The organism is Phyllobacterium endophyticum, from assembly GCF_003010935.1.
Lineage (GTDB): Bacteria > Pseudomonadota > Alphaproteobacteria > Rhizobiales > Rhizobiaceae > Phyllobacterium > Phyllobacterium endophyticum.
Map to the genome: position 1 here is coordinate 509662 of NZ_PGGN01000002.1, position 16694 is coordinate 526355.

Annotated in this window: 13 protein-coding genes; 6 read left to right on the plus strand and 7 right to left on the minus strand. The window is 55.7% G+C overall.

Going from position 1 to position 16694, the window contains the following annotated elements:
* Window positions 1-109 precede the first annotated feature (109 nt).
* Both CU100_RS10575 and CU100_RS10580 read right to left on the minus strand, forming a co-directional pair.
* The gene (locus CU100_RS10575; RefSeq protein ID WP_106716542.1) at window positions 110-1528 is read right to left on the minus strand and encodes a hypothetical protein; all 1419 of its coding nucleotides are present in this window, start codon (window positions 1526-1528) and stop codon (window positions 110-112) included.
* 169 nt (window positions 1529-1697) lie between these two features.
* Window positions 1698-4430 (minus strand): class I SAM-dependent methyltransferase, encoded by a 2733-nt coding sequence (locus tag CU100_RS10580; RefSeq protein ID WP_106716543.1) that lies wholly within the window; start codon window positions 4428-4430, stop codon window positions 1698-1700.
* Window positions 4431-4688: 258 nt separating this feature from the next.
* Here CU100_RS10580 and CU100_RS10585 point away from each other — a divergent pair, with 258 nt between their 5' ends.
* Together CU100_RS10585 and CU100_RS10590 are read left to right on the plus strand one after the other, a co-directional pair.
* A complete protein-coding gene (locus CU100_RS10585; protein WP_106716544.1) occupies window positions 4689-5345 on the plus strand; it encodes a class I SAM-dependent methyltransferase in 657 nt (218 codons plus the stop codon).
* Window positions 5346-5477: 132 nt separating this feature from the next.
* Entirely contained in the window at window positions 5478-7520 is a 2043-nt protein-coding gene (locus CU100_RS10590; protein WP_106716545.1) for an NADH:flavin oxidoreductase, read from the plus strand.
* Window positions 7521-7719: 199 nt separating this feature from the next.
* Here the strand turns inward: CU100_RS10590 and CU100_RS10595 are convergent, their stop codons facing one another.
* The 5 genes from CU100_RS10595 to CU100_RS10615 all read right to left on the minus strand — a co-directional run bounded on the left by CU100_RS10595 (window position 7720) and on the right by CU100_RS10615 (window position 13169).
* On the minus strand, window positions 7720-8721 hold the full coding sequence (locus CU100_RS10595; protein WP_106716546.1) for an ABC transporter substrate-binding protein: 1002 nt from the start codon (window positions 8719-8721) through the stop codon (window positions 7720-7722).
* Between the two features lie 152 nt (window positions 8722-8873).
* Window positions 8874-10460 carry a 5-guanidino-2-oxopentanoate decarboxylase gene (locus CU100_RS10600; RefSeq protein WP_106716547.1) on the minus strand — a complete coding sequence of 529 codons (1587 nt, stop codon included), beginning with the start codon at window positions 10458-10460 and terminating at the stop codon, window positions 8874-8876.
* On the minus strand, window positions 10457-11644 hold the full coding sequence (locus tag CU100_RS10605; RefSeq protein ID WP_106717219.1) for a pyridoxal phosphate-dependent aminotransferase: 1188 nt from the start codon (window positions 11642-11644) through the stop codon (window positions 10457-10459). The genes CU100_RS10600 and CU100_RS10605 overlap by 4 nt, the downstream gene beginning before the upstream one ends.
* On the minus strand, window positions 11644-12303 hold the full coding sequence (locus tag CU100_RS10610) for a TetR family transcriptional regulator C-terminal domain-containing protein (RefSeq protein WP_106716548.1): 660 nt from the start codon (window positions 12301-12303) through the stop codon (window positions 11644-11646). Before CU100_RS10610 ends, CU100_RS10605 begins: the two co-directional genes overlap by 1 nt.
* On the minus strand, window positions 12300-13169 hold the full coding sequence (locus tag CU100_RS10615) for a dimethylarginine dimethylaminohydrolase family protein (RefSeq protein WP_106716549.1): 870 nt from the start codon (window positions 13167-13169) through the stop codon (window positions 12300-12302). Before CU100_RS10615 ends, CU100_RS10610 begins: the two co-directional genes overlap by 4 nt.
* A 170-nt stretch (window positions 13170-13339) precedes the next feature.
* On the opposite strand from CU100_RS10615, the gene CU100_RS10620 reads away from it, so the two are divergent.
* The 4 genes from CU100_RS10620 (at window position 13340) to CU100_RS10635 (ending at window position 16676) form a co-directional block, all read left to right on the plus strand.
* Window positions 13340-14158, plus strand: coding sequence for an ABC transporter ATP-binding protein (locus CU100_RS10620; protein ID WP_106716550.1), 819 nt, complete (start codon window positions 13340-13342; stop codon window positions 14156-14158).
* A gap of 60 nt (window positions 14159-14218) precedes the next feature.
* Entirely contained in the window at window positions 14219-15001 is a 783-nt protein-coding gene (locus CU100_RS10625; RefSeq protein ID WP_106717220.1) for a transporter substrate-binding domain-containing protein, read from the plus strand.
* 122 nt (window positions 15002-15123) lie between these two features.
* Entirely contained in the window at window positions 15124-15837 is a 714-nt protein-coding gene (locus tag CU100_RS10630) for an ABC transporter permease (protein ID WP_106717221.1), read from the plus strand.
* Window positions 15837-16676 carry an ABC transporter permease gene (locus CU100_RS10635; protein WP_106716551.1) on the plus strand — a complete coding sequence of 280 codons (840 nt, stop codon included), beginning with the start codon at window positions 15837-15839 and terminating at the stop codon, window positions 16674-16676. Before CU100_RS10630 ends, CU100_RS10635 begins: the two co-directional genes overlap by 1 nt.
* The last annotated feature ends 18 nt before the right edge of the window (window positions 16677-16694 follow it).

The window sequence follows — 16694 nt, forward strand, 5'->3', positions numbered from 1 at the left end:
TGCGATGACATATCGGCTAAGGGAGTAGCACTGCCCGGCTCACGCTGGCAACACAACGGCATGATAGAACTCCTTCCGCCCAAGTGCTTGTCGCCCAGAAAGCAATAGACTAATTGTCAGACACCTCGTTCAGGCGGATTACCCCTACTTTTCCTGTAGTGCCTATCCATTGATAGGATCCTCGCGGCGAAATTCCCTCCATCGCTAATGTCGAGGATATGCGTGAGCATTCCACGCTCGGGACGCGACAATCGACGAAGCGTCGTACCCCTGTCGATAGTACAATTGGGTGCAGGTAGACTGGTGAGTTTACTGAGCCTGCCTCCGCAGAAGAAGGATTGAGTTTCCCAAAAACTGCAACCGAATCGAAATTGGGAGATGATTCGTCGAGCAGAGATTTTAATTTAAGAGCGGCAAAATCGACCCGCTCGTGATGATCGATGAAATAGTTATATGCATAAGTAGCTTGGTTCCATGACGCCGCTGTAACCAGCACACAAGTCGCTGAAAGGATATGCTTGGATTTTCCTGTGTAGACAAACAATAGTAAAATTATCGATGTCGAGAGGGCTACCAAACTGCGAGTCTGGATAACGGGCGCAAGCGGTACAGAAAAAACAAAGAAACTTATCGCCGAAAGTACCAGAAGAAACCTGTCTTCTCTCACTCCTCGTGATAAAATGTCGGTCGCTAAAAATGCGCAGAGAACAACTAATGCGGCCAAGAGAGCCACGGTGTGCCCCCCAGACATTATATTTAAGATGTTACGAGTATTATCATAAAGTGATATGAGAGCGTATTTGATGTTCCTAAGCAGATCAGCAAATTCAGAAATTGGATGCGCCATCCTCCAGTCTGCGACAGTCAGGCCAATCTGACCTGCCAAAATATATACCCATAGCAATGATACCATCAATCCGAGTACCGAGCCACCTGCGAATAACAGGCAGTGATATGCCAATCCTCGTATGGACAAAGGGCGGTCCGAACCGAAGAATATAAGCGGTGTCAGAAAATAAAAATGTTGCGGAAGTCCAAAAAAGATAAGACCCGCTAGCAAATAGATCAAGACAACTGATTTGAATTGGTCATAAATTTTTAGGAGGACAAGCAAGGCGATAGGTTCAAGCAAATGTACGGTAGGCCAAAGGCTGCCTTCCACAACCGTTGGGTTGGATACGATCAGTACTGCGATCGCGCAGCTTATCGCCGGCGGGCATGATCGTCGTGAAAGCCAGTAGGCCGCTGTCCAGATCAATGATACGAATACAATCGACGTTAAGGGGGGCGGTAACTGACGAAGAGCATCGTGGAGAAGGAAGTTGATCCATCTCCCTTCTTCGACAAGCTTAAATTTTACGTTGTCATAGTATATAACCTCATCGTGGCCGAAAACTATCAACTGTGGTAACATGTGGTAAGTTATTGCTAAACAAAAGAAAGATACTGCAGCGAGCGCGTTGTTTAGATTGGGCGATGTGAATTGATCATTCGTTTGGGTCGCATCATCTATATTAAAGAAATTCATTTCCGCCCCTTGGCGCTCAACGTTTACGTGAATGCCTAGAACTTGGCATGTGCAATAATGTGATTTCTCAAGTGATCCCAACCGTAGGGGTTCGAATGAAGTTTCGCTCTTTACTTCACATAAATTATTCCCGCGACTGTGACGTGGTGCGAGCTCGCAAGCAGGTAATTTATGCCGAGACTTCTAGTTGGCGTGAGGTGGCTTGAGGTGAAACCAATCCATTGTTTTCCGCGTCTATTCTTCTCCGAGTGCGAAAATCCCTCACTTTTTCTGCCAGCAACCTCTCACTTTTGGAGATCATCTCTCTCATATCGCGATTATGAACGGGCCATATAGATGAAGCAAAATTCTCATGGTGACCAACAAGGAATGGGAGGGTAGTCACTGTTGTTAGATCGGACTTCTCCAGATACCGGTCTATTGAATTATTCATAATATTCCGATCGCTGTCTTCCCAACGCGAAATCAACTCTAGGGTCTTGCGGTTATAGATGTTGAAAACCATGCTGACCATTTTGTCCAAAACGACGTATGTCACACCATCGTTGTCGATGACGTCCAGAATGTGTGCGTTGGCGTGAAGGTCTGAAATAAAGCCCGAAAAAACATCCCATGCTCCAGAATTCTCGTCCAGGAACCGGGTTATCTTTGCCATTTTTTCATCATGGTCTACATAGAACTCAGCATCATCTTCGTAGATCACGACTTGATCCATTCTCGATCTGAGGACTTGGGTCGCGAGATATTTGTAGCTGTATGCCGCACCGATCCAACCGGGTCGTTTTCGCACCCCGTCAAAAATCACCACATCGTCTCGCTTTTGACTTTGAAAATATTGCCGACGTTCGACAGTTTCCGGCAGACTAAGCGCGATCTTGGCGCCAGTAGACTTAAAACTCATGGTGAGTGTTTCAAACGTCTTGTAATCGATTATGCCCACTCCATACGTCGCGCGGAACAGCATGAATTCAAACTGATTGTTTGAGTCTGTCAATTTGCTGGAAAATTCCAATTGAGGGCGCTGGAGTTCTTTGGCGACAGCCTGAACCATCGCATCCATGTTGCCGATCGGCACAAAAGAGACCAGTGTCTGAAGTGAACCATGATCGTCTTGATCGGATCCCACCTCCGAAATAACTCTGGCGCCGAGCGACAGACATTCGTAAATACGAGTCGTCTCCAGCAGTGCGCCCTCGTAGTAGTGGATATTTACGATAACTTTGGCGCCTCGAATTGCCCGGTACAGGCTCGCCCCAAACATATTTCCGACTATTCTGACTTTAAACTTCTGTTGAAGCGCGGAGAGCATAAGACGGCGACGTTCACTATTAACATCTCCATAAAAAAGGACGTCACATTGTTCGTCCGCAGCAATTTCCTCCCACTTTTCAGAGGATATCAACCAATTGCCATAGTCTGGGAAAGCTCCAACGGGAACATAATATGTCAAGGGATAAGCAATATTCTTCGTGGCCAGAAACTCAAGATTCTTCGATGAGTAGTCAAACACACAAAGTGAATTTTCGAGGAGACTTAAATACTCGGGCGTGAACCATCTGGAACTTACGGATTGTTCCATTTGTACAGCAATCCTCTTCTCCTGCGGAGGCTGGGTGCTGAACATCTGAGGGCAAATAACTATATAGAAATCACTCTCGAACTCCTGTGGCATCGAATTGGTGATTGAGACGATTATGTTCGCGCGCCGGAGGGCTTTCGTCATCAAATGCGCCACGTACATTGTATGTTCAGTTGCTATAATCATGATATGGGTTGCCGCCGCCAACCGCGGCGTTGAGACGATCCTGTCTCGCTCGACCTGCCAATGGCGAACGGCGTTCCCGGGTATCGGCGGTTTAGCGGCACGCACTCTCAGTCGTTGCCGCAGCGATTCAAGGTCTCCTGTGGCTAGTAAGCGCACCGCCGTCTTGAACTTTCGCAAATACGTCCCGACTGTGCGAACAGGTTTTGTAATTTTCCAGCTTGTAGATGATCGTACCGAAGCCAATTCTTGAACAACTGCCTCGGCTGCATAGGCTTTAGCGCTGTATTCTCGTACTTCAAACTCTTTTTGTACAAGGCGCTTCTTTAGTTGATTAATCTGCTCACGACTTTCCCGCAAGGTGTTTTCAAATTCTATCTCGTTCGAGTCGATTTGCTTTTGAAGCTCTAGCTCGCGCGCTACCGAGGTGTGGGCATTCTGTTCAGCGACAGCTCGCCATTCTAGTGAAGCGCCAACAGCAGTGAAGAATCGGTGCGCTTCACGCCAGTTTGGATTAGAATCCTTATGGTCAGCTAGCTCGACTAGTTCGTTGGGGCATTTCTCTCCAACCAGAAGAACGCCAAGTCCATTACTGTGATTAAATCGAAACGACTTATAATTTTTCGAGACTTCGTCCCACAACCTATGGACACCAAAAGATCCCTGATAGACATCCGTGTCGTGAAACATAACGACCCCACGATTGCTCATCGCAGGCAGCCAGTTCTCGAAGTCATGCTTGACTTCGTCATATGTATGAAGTCCGTCTATATGCAGAAGGTCAATCGAGCCGTTCTGAAAGCGTGGCCTTGCTTCATCGAATGACATTTGAAGTAGCTGTGAGAAACTACCGTAAAGTGGATCATGCTTTTTCTTAAGTTCAAGGAATATTTCATTGCCATAGTAACCGCTATGCTCGTCGCCCTTCCAAGTATCAACAGCGTATGCCCTGGTCGGTACGTTGTTGGCCAGAATAGATTGACAGAAATTCATATATGAGTTGCCACGGTAAGTACCCAACTCAACCAGGGATTGCGGCTTAAGGGAATATATTACCCAATGCGCGAAAGGAATGTGTCCGACCCAAGGTCCCGGTGTTGTAAAATGATCAGGACTAGCCAGTGCAGCTGCAAACTTCATTTGAAAAATCCATGTTTTTTAATTACTTTGTATAAAAAAATCGGTACAATATGGTTTCACTATCAAATACGGAGATTTTAGACCAGAGCGAATTGCGTCTTTTTTTCGATGAAATTGACTTTTTAGACTGGAGATTGAAACTCCGGCAGTTTCAGATTGCTAGCATTTTAATACGAGCGATCCGGATCCGGTACAGCACTGCGCTGTGGCGGACACATACATTCTCGGACGCGTAAATTATCCCAAACGAAAGCAAACATGCACCCTTCTTCATATAACCAGATGGAAGCAGCCATCAACGAGCATCTTGGTAATATAACCCCTCTAAACATTCTCGATGTTGGTAGTTACGACGTCAACGGAAGTTATAAGCCAATATTTGCACGCATTGAGTGGAGTTATACCGGTTTTGACCAAACTGAAGGACCGAATGTCGATGTAGTTTCTACCGATCCACACAAGTTACCTTTCGACAACGATTCGTTCGATGCCGTCGTATCTGGCCAGGCATTTGAGCACATGGAATACTTCTGGATCGCTATGCTCGAGATTGCGAGAGTTTTGAAACCGAACGGCAAAGCATTCATAATTGCTCCATCCAAAGGGTTCGAACATCGATATCCAATTGATTGTTGGCGGTTTTATCCTGACGGCTTCAGAACTTTGGGCAAGTGGAGCGGACTTACCGTTTTGGAAGTAAAGAGTGATCTTGCAGATCATGCGTCGATATGGGGTGATACGCTGGGTGTGTTCCACAAGCCCGCAGATTGGTCGCTGTTCGACACAGAGCTGTACGCGATTTCGGGTGCACACGATGAGCGCCGCCGAGCTGAAATGATCCTCAATTCCAGGTCATGGAAAATAACGTCTCCGCTAAGGTCCATTGCCAAGGCGTTGGGGATTACGAGGTTATAAGCGTTCGATGCTGCAAGTGTGTTCGGCGACGGCTCCGTACCAGAACACGTCGCGGGGGAGAAACTGCGGGCGCGGGGACAGAGGTAGGATCGTTCCAGACAGAGGGAATCTGGACAGAGGGAACCTGGTCCATTGCCATCACATGACGATCCGCTGCTGCAACCTTATCAGCTCAAACATTTGCGGCTCAAGAACCGCATCATGTCGACCAGCCACGAGCCTGCCTATTCGGAAGACGGCATGCCGAAGGAGCGCTATCGGCTCTACCACGCCGAGAAGGCAAGGGGCGGTATCGCGCTGACCATGACTGCGGGCTCCGCGGTCGTCTCGCGCGAGTCGCCGCCAGCCTTCGGCAATCTCCATGCCTACAAGGACGAGATCGTGCCGTGGCTGCGCGAACTCACCGACGACTGCCATGAGCACGGCGCGGCGGTGATGATCCAGCTGACGCATCTCGGCCGCCGCACCAGCTGGAACAAGGCAGACTGGCTGCCTGTGGTTTCGGCTTCCCCTATACGGGAGCCTGCGCACCGCGCCTTCCCGAAGGAAGCGGAGGAATGGGATATCGAACGTATCATCGGCGATTATGCGGCTGCGGCGCAGCGGATGCAGGCGGCGGGGCTCGACGGCATCGAGTTCGAGGCCTATGGGCACCTGATGGACGGGTTCTGGTCGCCCGCCACCAATCATCGCGATGACGAATATGGCGGTTCGCTGGACAACCGGCTGCGCTTTACCTTTGCTGTCATCGATGCCGTGCGTAAATTGGTCGGCCCGGATTTCATCGTCGGCATTCGCATGGTGGCAGACGAGGACTGGGAGCAGGGGCTTTCGAAGGCAGAAGGCGTCGAGATCGCCCGGCGCATAGCTGATTCGGGCAAGTTCGATTTTCTTAACATCATTCGCGGCCACATCGAAACGGACGCGGCGTTGAACGAGGTCATCCCTATCCAGGGAATGCGGTCCGCGCCGCATCTCGACTTTGCCGGTGAAATCCGCCAGCAGACAAAATTTCCGACATTCCATGCCGCGCGCATCGCCGATGTCGCGACGGCACGCCATGCGGTTGCCGAAGGCAAGCTAGACATGGTCGGCATGACCCGGGCGCATCTGGCCGACCCGCATATCGTGCGCAAGATCATGGCCGGCGAGGAACATCGTATCCGGCCATGCGTCGGTGCCACCTATTGCCTCGACCGGATCTATGAAGGCGGCGAGGCGCTGTGCGTGCACAACGCGGCCACCGGGCGCGAGCAGACCATGCCGCATGTGATTGCAAGAGCGCAGGCCCCGCGCAACGTGGTCGTCGTCGGTGCAGGCCCGGCCGGGCTTGAGGCTGCGCGAGTTGCGGCGGAGGGCGGTCATAGGGTCCACGTGCTGGAGGCATCGGATCAGGCTGGCGGACAGGTGCGGCTCGCATCGCAAAATCCGCGGCGCAAGGAGATGATCGGCATTGTCGATTGGCGCCTGGATGAACTCGATCGGCTCGGTGTCTCGCTGCGCTACAACGTCTGGGCCGAGGCCGGCGACGTGCTTGGGCTGGCGCCCGATGTGGTGGTGATCGCGACGGGCGGTCTGCCGCACAACCCGCCATTAACGGCGGGCGACGACCTGGTGGTCTCGAGTTGGGATATCCTGGCTGGCGCAGTCAAGCCGGGCGAGAATGTGCTCCTTTATGATGACAATGGCGGGCATCAGGGCATGAGCGCTGCGGAGATGATTGCGCGCTCGGGTTCAAGGCTCGAACTCGTCAGTCCCGAGCGGTTTTTCGCGCCGGAGATGGGCGGCATGAACCACGTGCCCTACATGCGTGCCTTCCAGGAAAAGGGCGTACGGGTGACGATCAACACGCGGCTTGTCAGCCTTGCGCGCAACGGCAACCAGCTTGTCGCGACGCTCGGATCGGATTTCGCGCCGGACTATCGGGAAGAGCGTCTGGTAGATCAGGTGGTGGTCGAACACGGCACTTTGCCGATCGATGATCTCTACCGTGAGCTGAAGCCCTTGTCGCGCAATGGCGGCGCCGTGGATTACGACCGGCTGGTCAATGGAGGCGCGATTTTTCCGCTGCGCGGAGAGGGCACGTTCGATCTCCTGCGGATTGGCGATGCAGTCCACGCCCGCAATATACACGCGGCGATTTATGACGGGCTGAGATACGCGACAAGGTTTTAGAGGGCTTTATCTCCCCCCTTGTGGGGGAGAAAGGATTTTCTTGGGTTTAGCCCTTGCTTAATCCTTAGAAAATCCAAGAGAGGGGATGATGTAGAGAGTTTGAAATCCCCTCTCTGGCGATTTCTAGCACTTAGCTGAAGAAGCTAAGATGCTGAAATCGCTTTCTCTCCCACAAGGGGAGAGATAACCGGCTGTCCTGTTAGTTGATTGCGGCCTTGATCTTTTCGGCAGCGTCGGCGCTGACCCACTTGGTCCAGATATCCTCGTGGTTCTTGAGGAAGTATTTCGCGCCGTCTTCGCCGGTCGCCTGATTGTCGGTCATCCAGGCCAGAAGCGTGTTGACGGTCTTGTTGTCCCACGAACGTGCCTTGAGGTAATCCATGGCCGGTCCCGCTGCGTCGCTGAACTTCTTGGTGACGACCGTATCGACTTCGGCGATTTCCCAATCGTTCTTCTTCGGATCCGGGCAATCGGCGACGGTGTTGCAGCGTTTCCACTCGGCGGCTTCGAATTTTACGCCATGGTCAAGCTTGACCATCGGATATTTTCCGAGAAGTGCCGTGGGCTCCCAGTAATAACCGAGCCAGCCTTCCTTGCGCTCATAGGCCTTTGCCAGTGCGCCATCGAGGCCGGCAGCCGAGCCGGTGTCGACGAGTGTGAAGCCTTTCTTCTCGGCGTCATAGGCCTTGAAGAATTGCGTGGTTGCGACAGTGCCGCCCCAGCCGGCAGGTCCGTTGAACACGGCACCCTTCGAAGAATCCTCGGGGGCGGGGAAAAGCTCCGGATGTTTCAGCGCATCATCGATGGTCTTGATGTCGGGATGGGCGTCGGCGAGATATTTCGGGATCCACCAGCCCTGCACACCGCCGTCCGACAGCGACTTGGAGGCGTAGACGAGCTTGCCGTCTGCAACCGCCTTGTCCATGATATCGCGCATGAAATCGATCCAGCCTTCAGGGGCGATATCGGGCTGGCCTTTCTCGGTCATCGAGGTGAGGGTCGGGATCGTGTCTCCCTGGATGATCTCGGCCTGGCAACCATAGCCGGACTCGAGAATGATCTTGTCGAGATTGGCCAGAACTTCGGCGGACTGCCAGTTCATGCTTGCAATGGTGACGTTGCCGCATTCAGCGGCGGATGCACCGCCCGCAGCGCCGAGCAGCGCAAATGCCATGACACCGCTCAATAACAATGCTTTCATCGTAGTTCCCTTTGTTTGTTTTTGTGAAAGTCCTTTTGAAAAGGTCATTCAACGATAGTCTTACACCCGGTGGTCGAGAAGCCCGCATGCGGCAAAGGCTTTGCCTTTTGCGACGCCGTTCCTGAATTGTTGAATGCAATCCGTGTAGCGCATTAAACTATCAGTTTTTCATCAATTTCAACGAGATACGGCTTTCCGCTCGCCTTGGCGTCGAGCAAGGCTGCTGGCAGTTGCGAGATGTTCGCCAAGCGCTGCGACGCCACTCCGTAAGCCTCTGCGATTTTCAGGTAGTCCGGTGCCGATGGACGCACACCTATGGGATCGATATCGACTTCCACCATGGCGCGTTCGATTTCCTGGTAGCCCTGGTTGTTCCAGACGACGAAAATCACGGGTACATTCTCATCGACTGCCGCGCCAAGTTCGCCGAGGACGAATTGAAACCCGCCATCGCCGACGATGCAGATCGTCGACGTTTCCGGCTTTCCGAGCGATGCTCCGATAGAGGCTGGAGGGCCAAAACCGAGTGCGCCGAAACCTGTGGCGGCATTGAACCAGCCACCGACACGATCATGATCATAGTACATGTTGCCGGCGTAGACGGCTTGCGTGGAATCGCCGACGATGAGAGAAGCCGGCAAAGTATCGCGCAGAATATCAAGGAAGCGGACCATGCCCTGATAGCGTTGGCCGATATGAGCCCAGGCCGCATCGCGCGTTTGCTGCGCGCGTTGCGCGCCAGCATGGGTGTTGCGACGCTCTGGAAGGGCAGCGGCGAGCGCCTCGACAGTTTCCCTGGCCGAAGCCTCGATCGGCATGAAGGCCGGGTGGCGATCGAGTTGCGCTGCATCGATGTCGATGCGAACGAGCCGCTTCAGGTCCGGAAAACCGCCCTCGCCATACATGTCATAATCAGTCGGGCCCATCTCCGTTCCGATGGCGAGGACGAGATCGCTGTCGGCGAGCAGTTCGCGGCAGGGCCTGAGGCTTGGGCTTGCGGGAACAAGGAGGGGATGGCCATGCATGATGCCACGCGCATTCGTGGTCGCAATCACCGGCGCATCGAGCCTTTCGGCAAGCGTTTGCAACGGGATTGCCGCAGCCTTCGCGCCGCCGCCGATCAGGATAACCGGCCGTTCGGCGCCGAGGCACAGGCGGGTGAGTTCCGCCATCGTCTCGGGCGAGGCGTGCGGGATGGGCGCGTCGGAGGGCAAACGCTCCGCCCCGTCGAGCGGCAGCGCCATCACATCGAGCGGGATCTCGATGTGAACTGGACCGGGACGCCGGGAGGCAAAAAGCGCGAAAGCACGCGCAAGAACGATAGGCAGCTCATCGGGCGTTTCGATGCGATGCGAGAACATGGCGACGGTTTGAAGCATGGCGCGCTGATTGGGCAGTTCATGCAGGAAACCCATGCCCTTGCCCAGCGACTCACGCTGGTTTACGCCGGAAATGACCAGCATGGGAATGGAATCGGCCCGCGCCTGACCCATCGCGGTTATGGTATTGGTAATGCCCGGTCCCGTAATGACGAAGGCGACTCCCGGCTTGCCAGTGGCCCTTGCATATCCATCGGCCATGAAACCGGCGCCCTGTTCATGGCGCGGCGTGATGTGGCGGATCTTGGAGCCGGCGAGGCCGCGGTAGAGTTCGATAGTGTGAACGCCAGGAATGCCGAAAACCGTATCGACATCATAGGATTCGAGCAGATGGACGAGGGCTTCACCGACAGTGGTCATGCGGATTTCCGTTGTTGCAGGCGCGAGGCGAGGCGAACAATACCGGCGCAGGCGGCGTCGATCTTGTCATCGGCAACGCTGAGGCTGAGGCGCAGATAGCCTGACAGATTGTCGCCGAAGGATTCGCCGGGCATCACCGCGACAAGTTCCTCTTCGAGAAGGCGCATCGCGAACTCCTGGCCGGAGAGCCCGGTTGCGCGGATGTCCGCGAGGATGAACATTCCGGCTTGCGGGACTTTGGAGACGATGCCCGCCTTGCCGTCCAGACGTTCCGAGATGCGCCGGGCGCGGCGCAAAAAGCTTTCACGCATGGTGGCGGCCGCGGCGGACGGACGGCCGAGGGCATAGGCCGTCATGTCCGCAATGAAGGGCTGTCCACCAAAAAGCATGGATTCGGACAAAGGCAGCAGGCGCTCCGTAAATTCCTTCGGGGCGATGCACCAGCCGCTGCGGAAACCGGGAGCGGCATGGGATTTTGAAATGGATGCAACGGCAATCACCCGGTCGGCTAGCTCGGGGCGATCCAGCGGCGAGGCGAAAGCGCCGTCGTATATCATCAGTTCATAAACCTCGTCGGAGACGATCCACAGATTGTGCCTGATACAGACCTCACCGATCTCCGCGATGTCGTCGGTGCTGAGAACAGCGCCGGTGGGATTGTGGGGGCTGTTGAGCAGCAGGACCCTTGATCGGGGCGTAATGACCTTCTCGAGATCGGCGGCCTGCATGCGGAAACCTTTTTCGGGCCGCAGCGGGACGGAAACACGCGTCGCGCCGGTGGCACGGACAACACCGTCATACGTAGCATAGAGCGGATCGCCGGTGATGATTTCATCGCCTTCTTCGGCAAGTCCCATCATGACCATAGCGAGGGCTGTCTGCGTGCCGGAAAAACACATGATGTTTTCCGGGCCAATTGGCCGGCCCGCGCGTTGGGTGTATTTCGCAGAAAGCGCCGCAAGCAAGGCCGGTTCGCCGCGACCGCTGGAATAGCCGGTCCGGCCCGCACGCATTGCGCGTTCGGCGACGTCTATCATGTCGGTTGGCGTTGGTATATCGGGCTCGCCGATCGTCAGTTCGATGATCTCGTGTCCGGCCTGCTTCATTTGGCGCGCGCGGAAATGGACAGCCCATTTGTCGGATCCAAGCCCGGCAAGACGTTCGGTGACAGACGCATAGCGCATCATATCGCGCCTCCTTTTTCAGGATTGAGAGAAATTGCAAGTACGGCTTCGATAGCGGCTATACCGGTCTCGGCCAATTCTCCATCGGCAAAAATGTCGCCAGCGAGACAGCCTTCCAGCCACAGCCCGTCGATGATCGCGTTGACGGCGATGGCGTGGCGGCGGGTATGAACCGGCTCAGCCGGCTTGCCGGCGGCCAGCAGGGCTTGGCGGATCAGCGCTTCCAATTCGTCGCGGAAGCCGAGATAGCCATCCCGGTGCGCCAAAGCCATCGCTGGATCGGCATGAACCATCGCGATGAATCCCGCCCAAAGCGAAAGATTATCGGGATCCATGATTGGCTGACCGAGATTGGCCTTCACAAAGGCATTGAGGCGATCGCGCGGATCATCGGCGGCACTTTTCAGTGCATCGCTTGCCTGGACCGTCATTCGTTTCATGACGGCGCGATAGGCCGCGCTGATCAGATCGTCCTTGGCGGGAAAATAGTAGCGGATGAGACCGGCGGTCACGCCAGCACGCAAGGCGATCTCGCGCACGGTAGCCCCCGCGAGACCACGCTCCGCCACACATTCAAGTGTTGCCGCGATCAAATCTTCGCGGCGCTTGTCCTCGCCCTCGCGGCGGAAGCTCTTGCGTGTGGCAGTCTGGGTTTTCATTGGCGCCAGACGGGCCGCGTCAGGCAGGTTGGCCCGCCCTCGCAGGCGATACATAGCGCATCGGCTTCGAACGTCGTGACCGTGCAGCCTGCTGCTTCCATTGCTGCCTTGGTCTTTTCGAAACCTGCCACGGCAATCACTTCATAAGGGGCGGTCGGCAAGACATTGAGATTGAGCCCGTTGCTCGCGGCAAACTCTTCTTCCGGCGCCACGACAAGACGGATTCCGCGTTCCTTCAGCAGCTGGTAGAAGGCCGCCGGCATGAGCGGCAGATGCACCAGCGCCAAATCCTCGGCCAAGGGGGAAATGATCGACATCAGATGCAGGCAGGCTTCTTCGCCATGCCAGAGCGGCAGGTCGAAGCCAAGGACAGTGATGCCCAGCGGCTTCAGGATCGCCGAGAGCTGTTCGATGCCGGACTGGTTGGTGCGAACACCGCGACCGACAGCCAGCGTCTTGCTATCGACCCAAACGCAATCGCCACCTTCGACAGTGCCCGGCGCTTCGATGCGGCCGAGAACGGGCACGTCCATCTCGCGGTAGGTTTCATGATGCAGATCGGGCTCATCAAGCCGCAGGCTCTTGCCCATTCGCAGGAGAACTGCGCCACTATCGGTGACGAGCGAGGGGTCATGAGTGAAAATCGAATCCGACAAGGCATCATTGCCGTCGCGAATCCAGGTGATGGCGGCACCCGACCGGGCGACAAGATCGGCAAAGACCTTGTGCTGCTCGGATGCCCGCCGCGCATCGAACTGCGGCCCATAATGCCAGACGTTACGTTCGGCACCGGCCATGACCCTGTCCGGCATGCGCATGATGACGCGTTTCAAGGGGAGGGCCATGGACTGCGAACCGAATGACATTTGCTGAACTCTCGAAAAATTGCTTCTGCCGGTATTTATACGCTTGCATAATTAGAGCGCAAGTGGTGTGATGGGCTAAATTCGGGCAATCAAGACCCATGCTGACAAAAGAGGCGGATCGAATAGTTGATGATTGAGCATGCACGACTGCTATGCGCGGGAATTCCGGAATGACGGCGACTGTTGCCGTTGCGGCGGACCCCCTCCAGTCAGGCGCGGCCGAGCAGGCCGAAGCCATCCACATCGAGAACCTGCACAAGCGGTTCGGCGCGCTTGAAGTGCTCAAAGGCGTTTCCATGACCGCCAAGGACGGCGACGTCGTTGCCATGATCGGCGGCAGTGGCTCGGGCAAGTCCACGTTTCTTCGCTGTATCAATTTTCTCGAAAATCCGACCAGTGGCGTCATTCGCATCAATGGCGAAGACGTGAAAATGGTCGGCGACGGCCATGGCGGCCAAGTGCCGGCCAACCGCCGCCAGATCGAGCGAATTCGCAGCCGGCTTGGCATGGTATTCCAGAACTTCAACCTGTGGCAGCACATGACGCTGATACAGAACGTTATCGAAGTGCCGGTGCATGTGCTCGGCATGAAACGCGATGAAGCGATGGCCATAGGCGAACAGCTTCTCGAGCGCGTCGGTCTTTCAGCCAAACGCGACGTCTATCCCGCCTATATGTCGGGCGGGCAGCAGCAGCGGGGCGCCATCGCCCGCGCGCTCGCAATTCAGCCGCGCGTCATGCTGTTCGACGAGCCGACATCGGCGCTCGACCCTGAACTCGTGGGCGAGGTTCTCAAGGTCATTGCCGACCTTGCGAAAGAGGGCCGGACCATGCTGCTCGTCACGCATGAGATGAAGTTTGCCCGCGAAGTGGCAAGCCACGTCATGTACCTGCACAACGGCATCGTCGAAGAAGAAGGACCGCCGGAAGAATTGTTCGGATCGCCAAAGTCCGAGCGTCTGAAACAGTTTATACGCACTGTTTCATAAATGTCATGAACAAAGACAGGGGGTAACCCCGGGGAACAGCAGGAGACAATGGAGATGAAAATGAAGTCTTTTCTGAAAACAACGGTAGCAGCCGTGGCGTTTGTCGTTGCCGGAATGGGTGCAGCGAGCGCCGAGCAGGTCAAGGTTGGTATTGCCGCCGAACCCTATCCTCCGTTCGCCTCTCCGGACGCGTCGGGCAAATGGCAGGGCTGGGAAGTTGAAATCGCCATGGCGATGTGCGAATCCGCAAAACTCGATTGCGTCATCACGCCTGTTTCGTGGGACGGCATCATTCCAGCGTTGACGACGAAGAAGATCGACATGATAGCCGCGTCGATGTCGATCACCGCCGAGCGTGAGAAGACGATCGATTTCTCCGACAAGTACTACAATACGCCGACGATGATCCTTGGCACCAAGGGCGAGAAAATGGACGCGACGCCGGAAGGCCTGAAGGGCAAGATCCTTGGCGTGCAGGTTTCGACAGTGCACCAGGCTTATGCCAAGAAGCATTTCGCCGACACAGCGGCCGAGATCAAGGAATATCAGACGCAGGACGAGGCCAATCAGGACCTGGCTGCCGGACGCATCGACGCAACCCAAGCAGATGGACTGGCGCTCGAGACATTCGTCGCGACCCCTGAAGGCAAGGCCTGCTGCGAGATCAAGGGCAAGGTGGCCGATGATCTCGAAATTCTCGGCCCGGGCGTCGGTGTGGGCCTGCGCAAGGGCGACACAGAAATGAAGGAAAAGATCAACGCCGCAATCAAGGATATCCGCGCCAGCGGCAAATATAATGAAATCTCGAAGAAGTATTTCACCTTCGACGTCTATGGCGGCTAGGTAAGGTGCCTGCCGGGGCAGGTTTTCTGCTCCGGCTCGCTCATCGATTGAAACCGCGCATGTTATGCTGAATCGAGGACGGCTTGGCCGACGCATCGATTATTCCAGCCGGGATTACCGGCATGTTCGACCTTCTTTCTCCTGTTGCACCGGGATGGGGTGCCAATCTTCTGCGCGGGCTGGTGCGGTCCCTGCAGATTGCATTGGGTGCGTTCGGCATGGGCCTGATGATCGGAACGCTGGGCGCCTACGGCAAGCTTTACGGCGGCCCTATCGTGCGCGATCTCGCAGCAATCTATACGACGCTGGTGCGGGCGATTCCCGAGCTCGTCATGATCCTGCTGCTCTATTACGCGGGGACGGACCTTATCAATCGCATCCTTGAGGGGATGGGATACCAGCGCGTAGATATAAGCGGCCTCGTCGCGGGTATCGTGGTTCTCGGCTTTGTCCAGGGCGCCTATGCGACCGAAGTACTGCGCGGCGCCATCAAGGCCATTCCGCAAGGCGAGATCGAAGCGGCGAGGGCCTATGGCATGTCGCCCGTGCTTATGATGCGCCGGATAACCCTGCCGGCCATGCTGCCGCATGCCCTGCCGGGGCTTGCCAATCTCTGGCTCATCTCGACGAAGGACACGGCGCTGCTGGCAGTCGTCGGGTTCAGCGAATTGACGCTGGAGACCCGCCAGGCTGCGGGGGCGACGAAGGCCTATATGACTTTCTACCTGGCGGCGGGTGCGCTCTATCTGTTTGTAACGCTGTTCTCCAATGTGATCCTCGAATGGGTCGAGAAACGGGCGCGGCGCGGCATGCCTTCCGTCAGGGAGGCGCACTGATGACCGAAGCGCCTCTTGAAGCACCTATCGAAACATTTCCTATCCACAAGGACACGGGCCCAAATCTTCAGGCGCGCAAACTACCGCCGCATCGCATTGTTCTGATACTGATCGGATTGGCGCTTGTTGCGTCGGCCGCTTATTTCATGCGCTGGGAATGGCTTCCGAACTATGGCGGCCTGATATTGCAGGGCCTGTGGCGGACGATCTGGATATTGTGCGTTACAGTCTTCCTCGGCTTCCTGCTGGCGGTGCCGCTGGGCCTGGCGCAGGCCTCCGGTCCGGCGATCGTGGCCATTCCGGCACGATGGTTTTGCACCGTCATCCGGGGCACGCCGCTTCTGGTCCAGCTTTGGCTGCTTTATTACGGACTTGGCTCGCTGTTCCCGCAATATCCATGGATCAGAGGATCCGAGCTGTGGCCTTACCTGCGCCAGGCCTGGCCTTACGCCGTGCTTGCCTTGACGTTGTCCTATGCAGGCTACGAGGGCGAGGTCATGCGAGGTGCCTTCGCAGGTGTTCCGAAGGGGCAGCTCGAATCGGCCCGTGCATTCGGAATGCCGCGCTTTACCATCTTCCGCCGCATCTGGCTGCCGCAAGCCATCCACCGGGCTTTGCCGACGCTTGCGGGCGAAGCGGTGCTGCAACTCAAATCGACACCGCTCGTTGCCACGATCACTGTTGTCGATCTCTACTCGGTGGCGTCGCGCGTGCGTCAGGATACATTCCTGACTTATGAGCCACTTCTCTTGCTCGCGGCGGGCTATCTGGTGATTACCGGCGTTATCGTGTTCCTGTTCCGGCGGGTAGAGAGATTGATACCGTCGAAGCTTGGTTGAGCGATTTCCGGTGGTGGC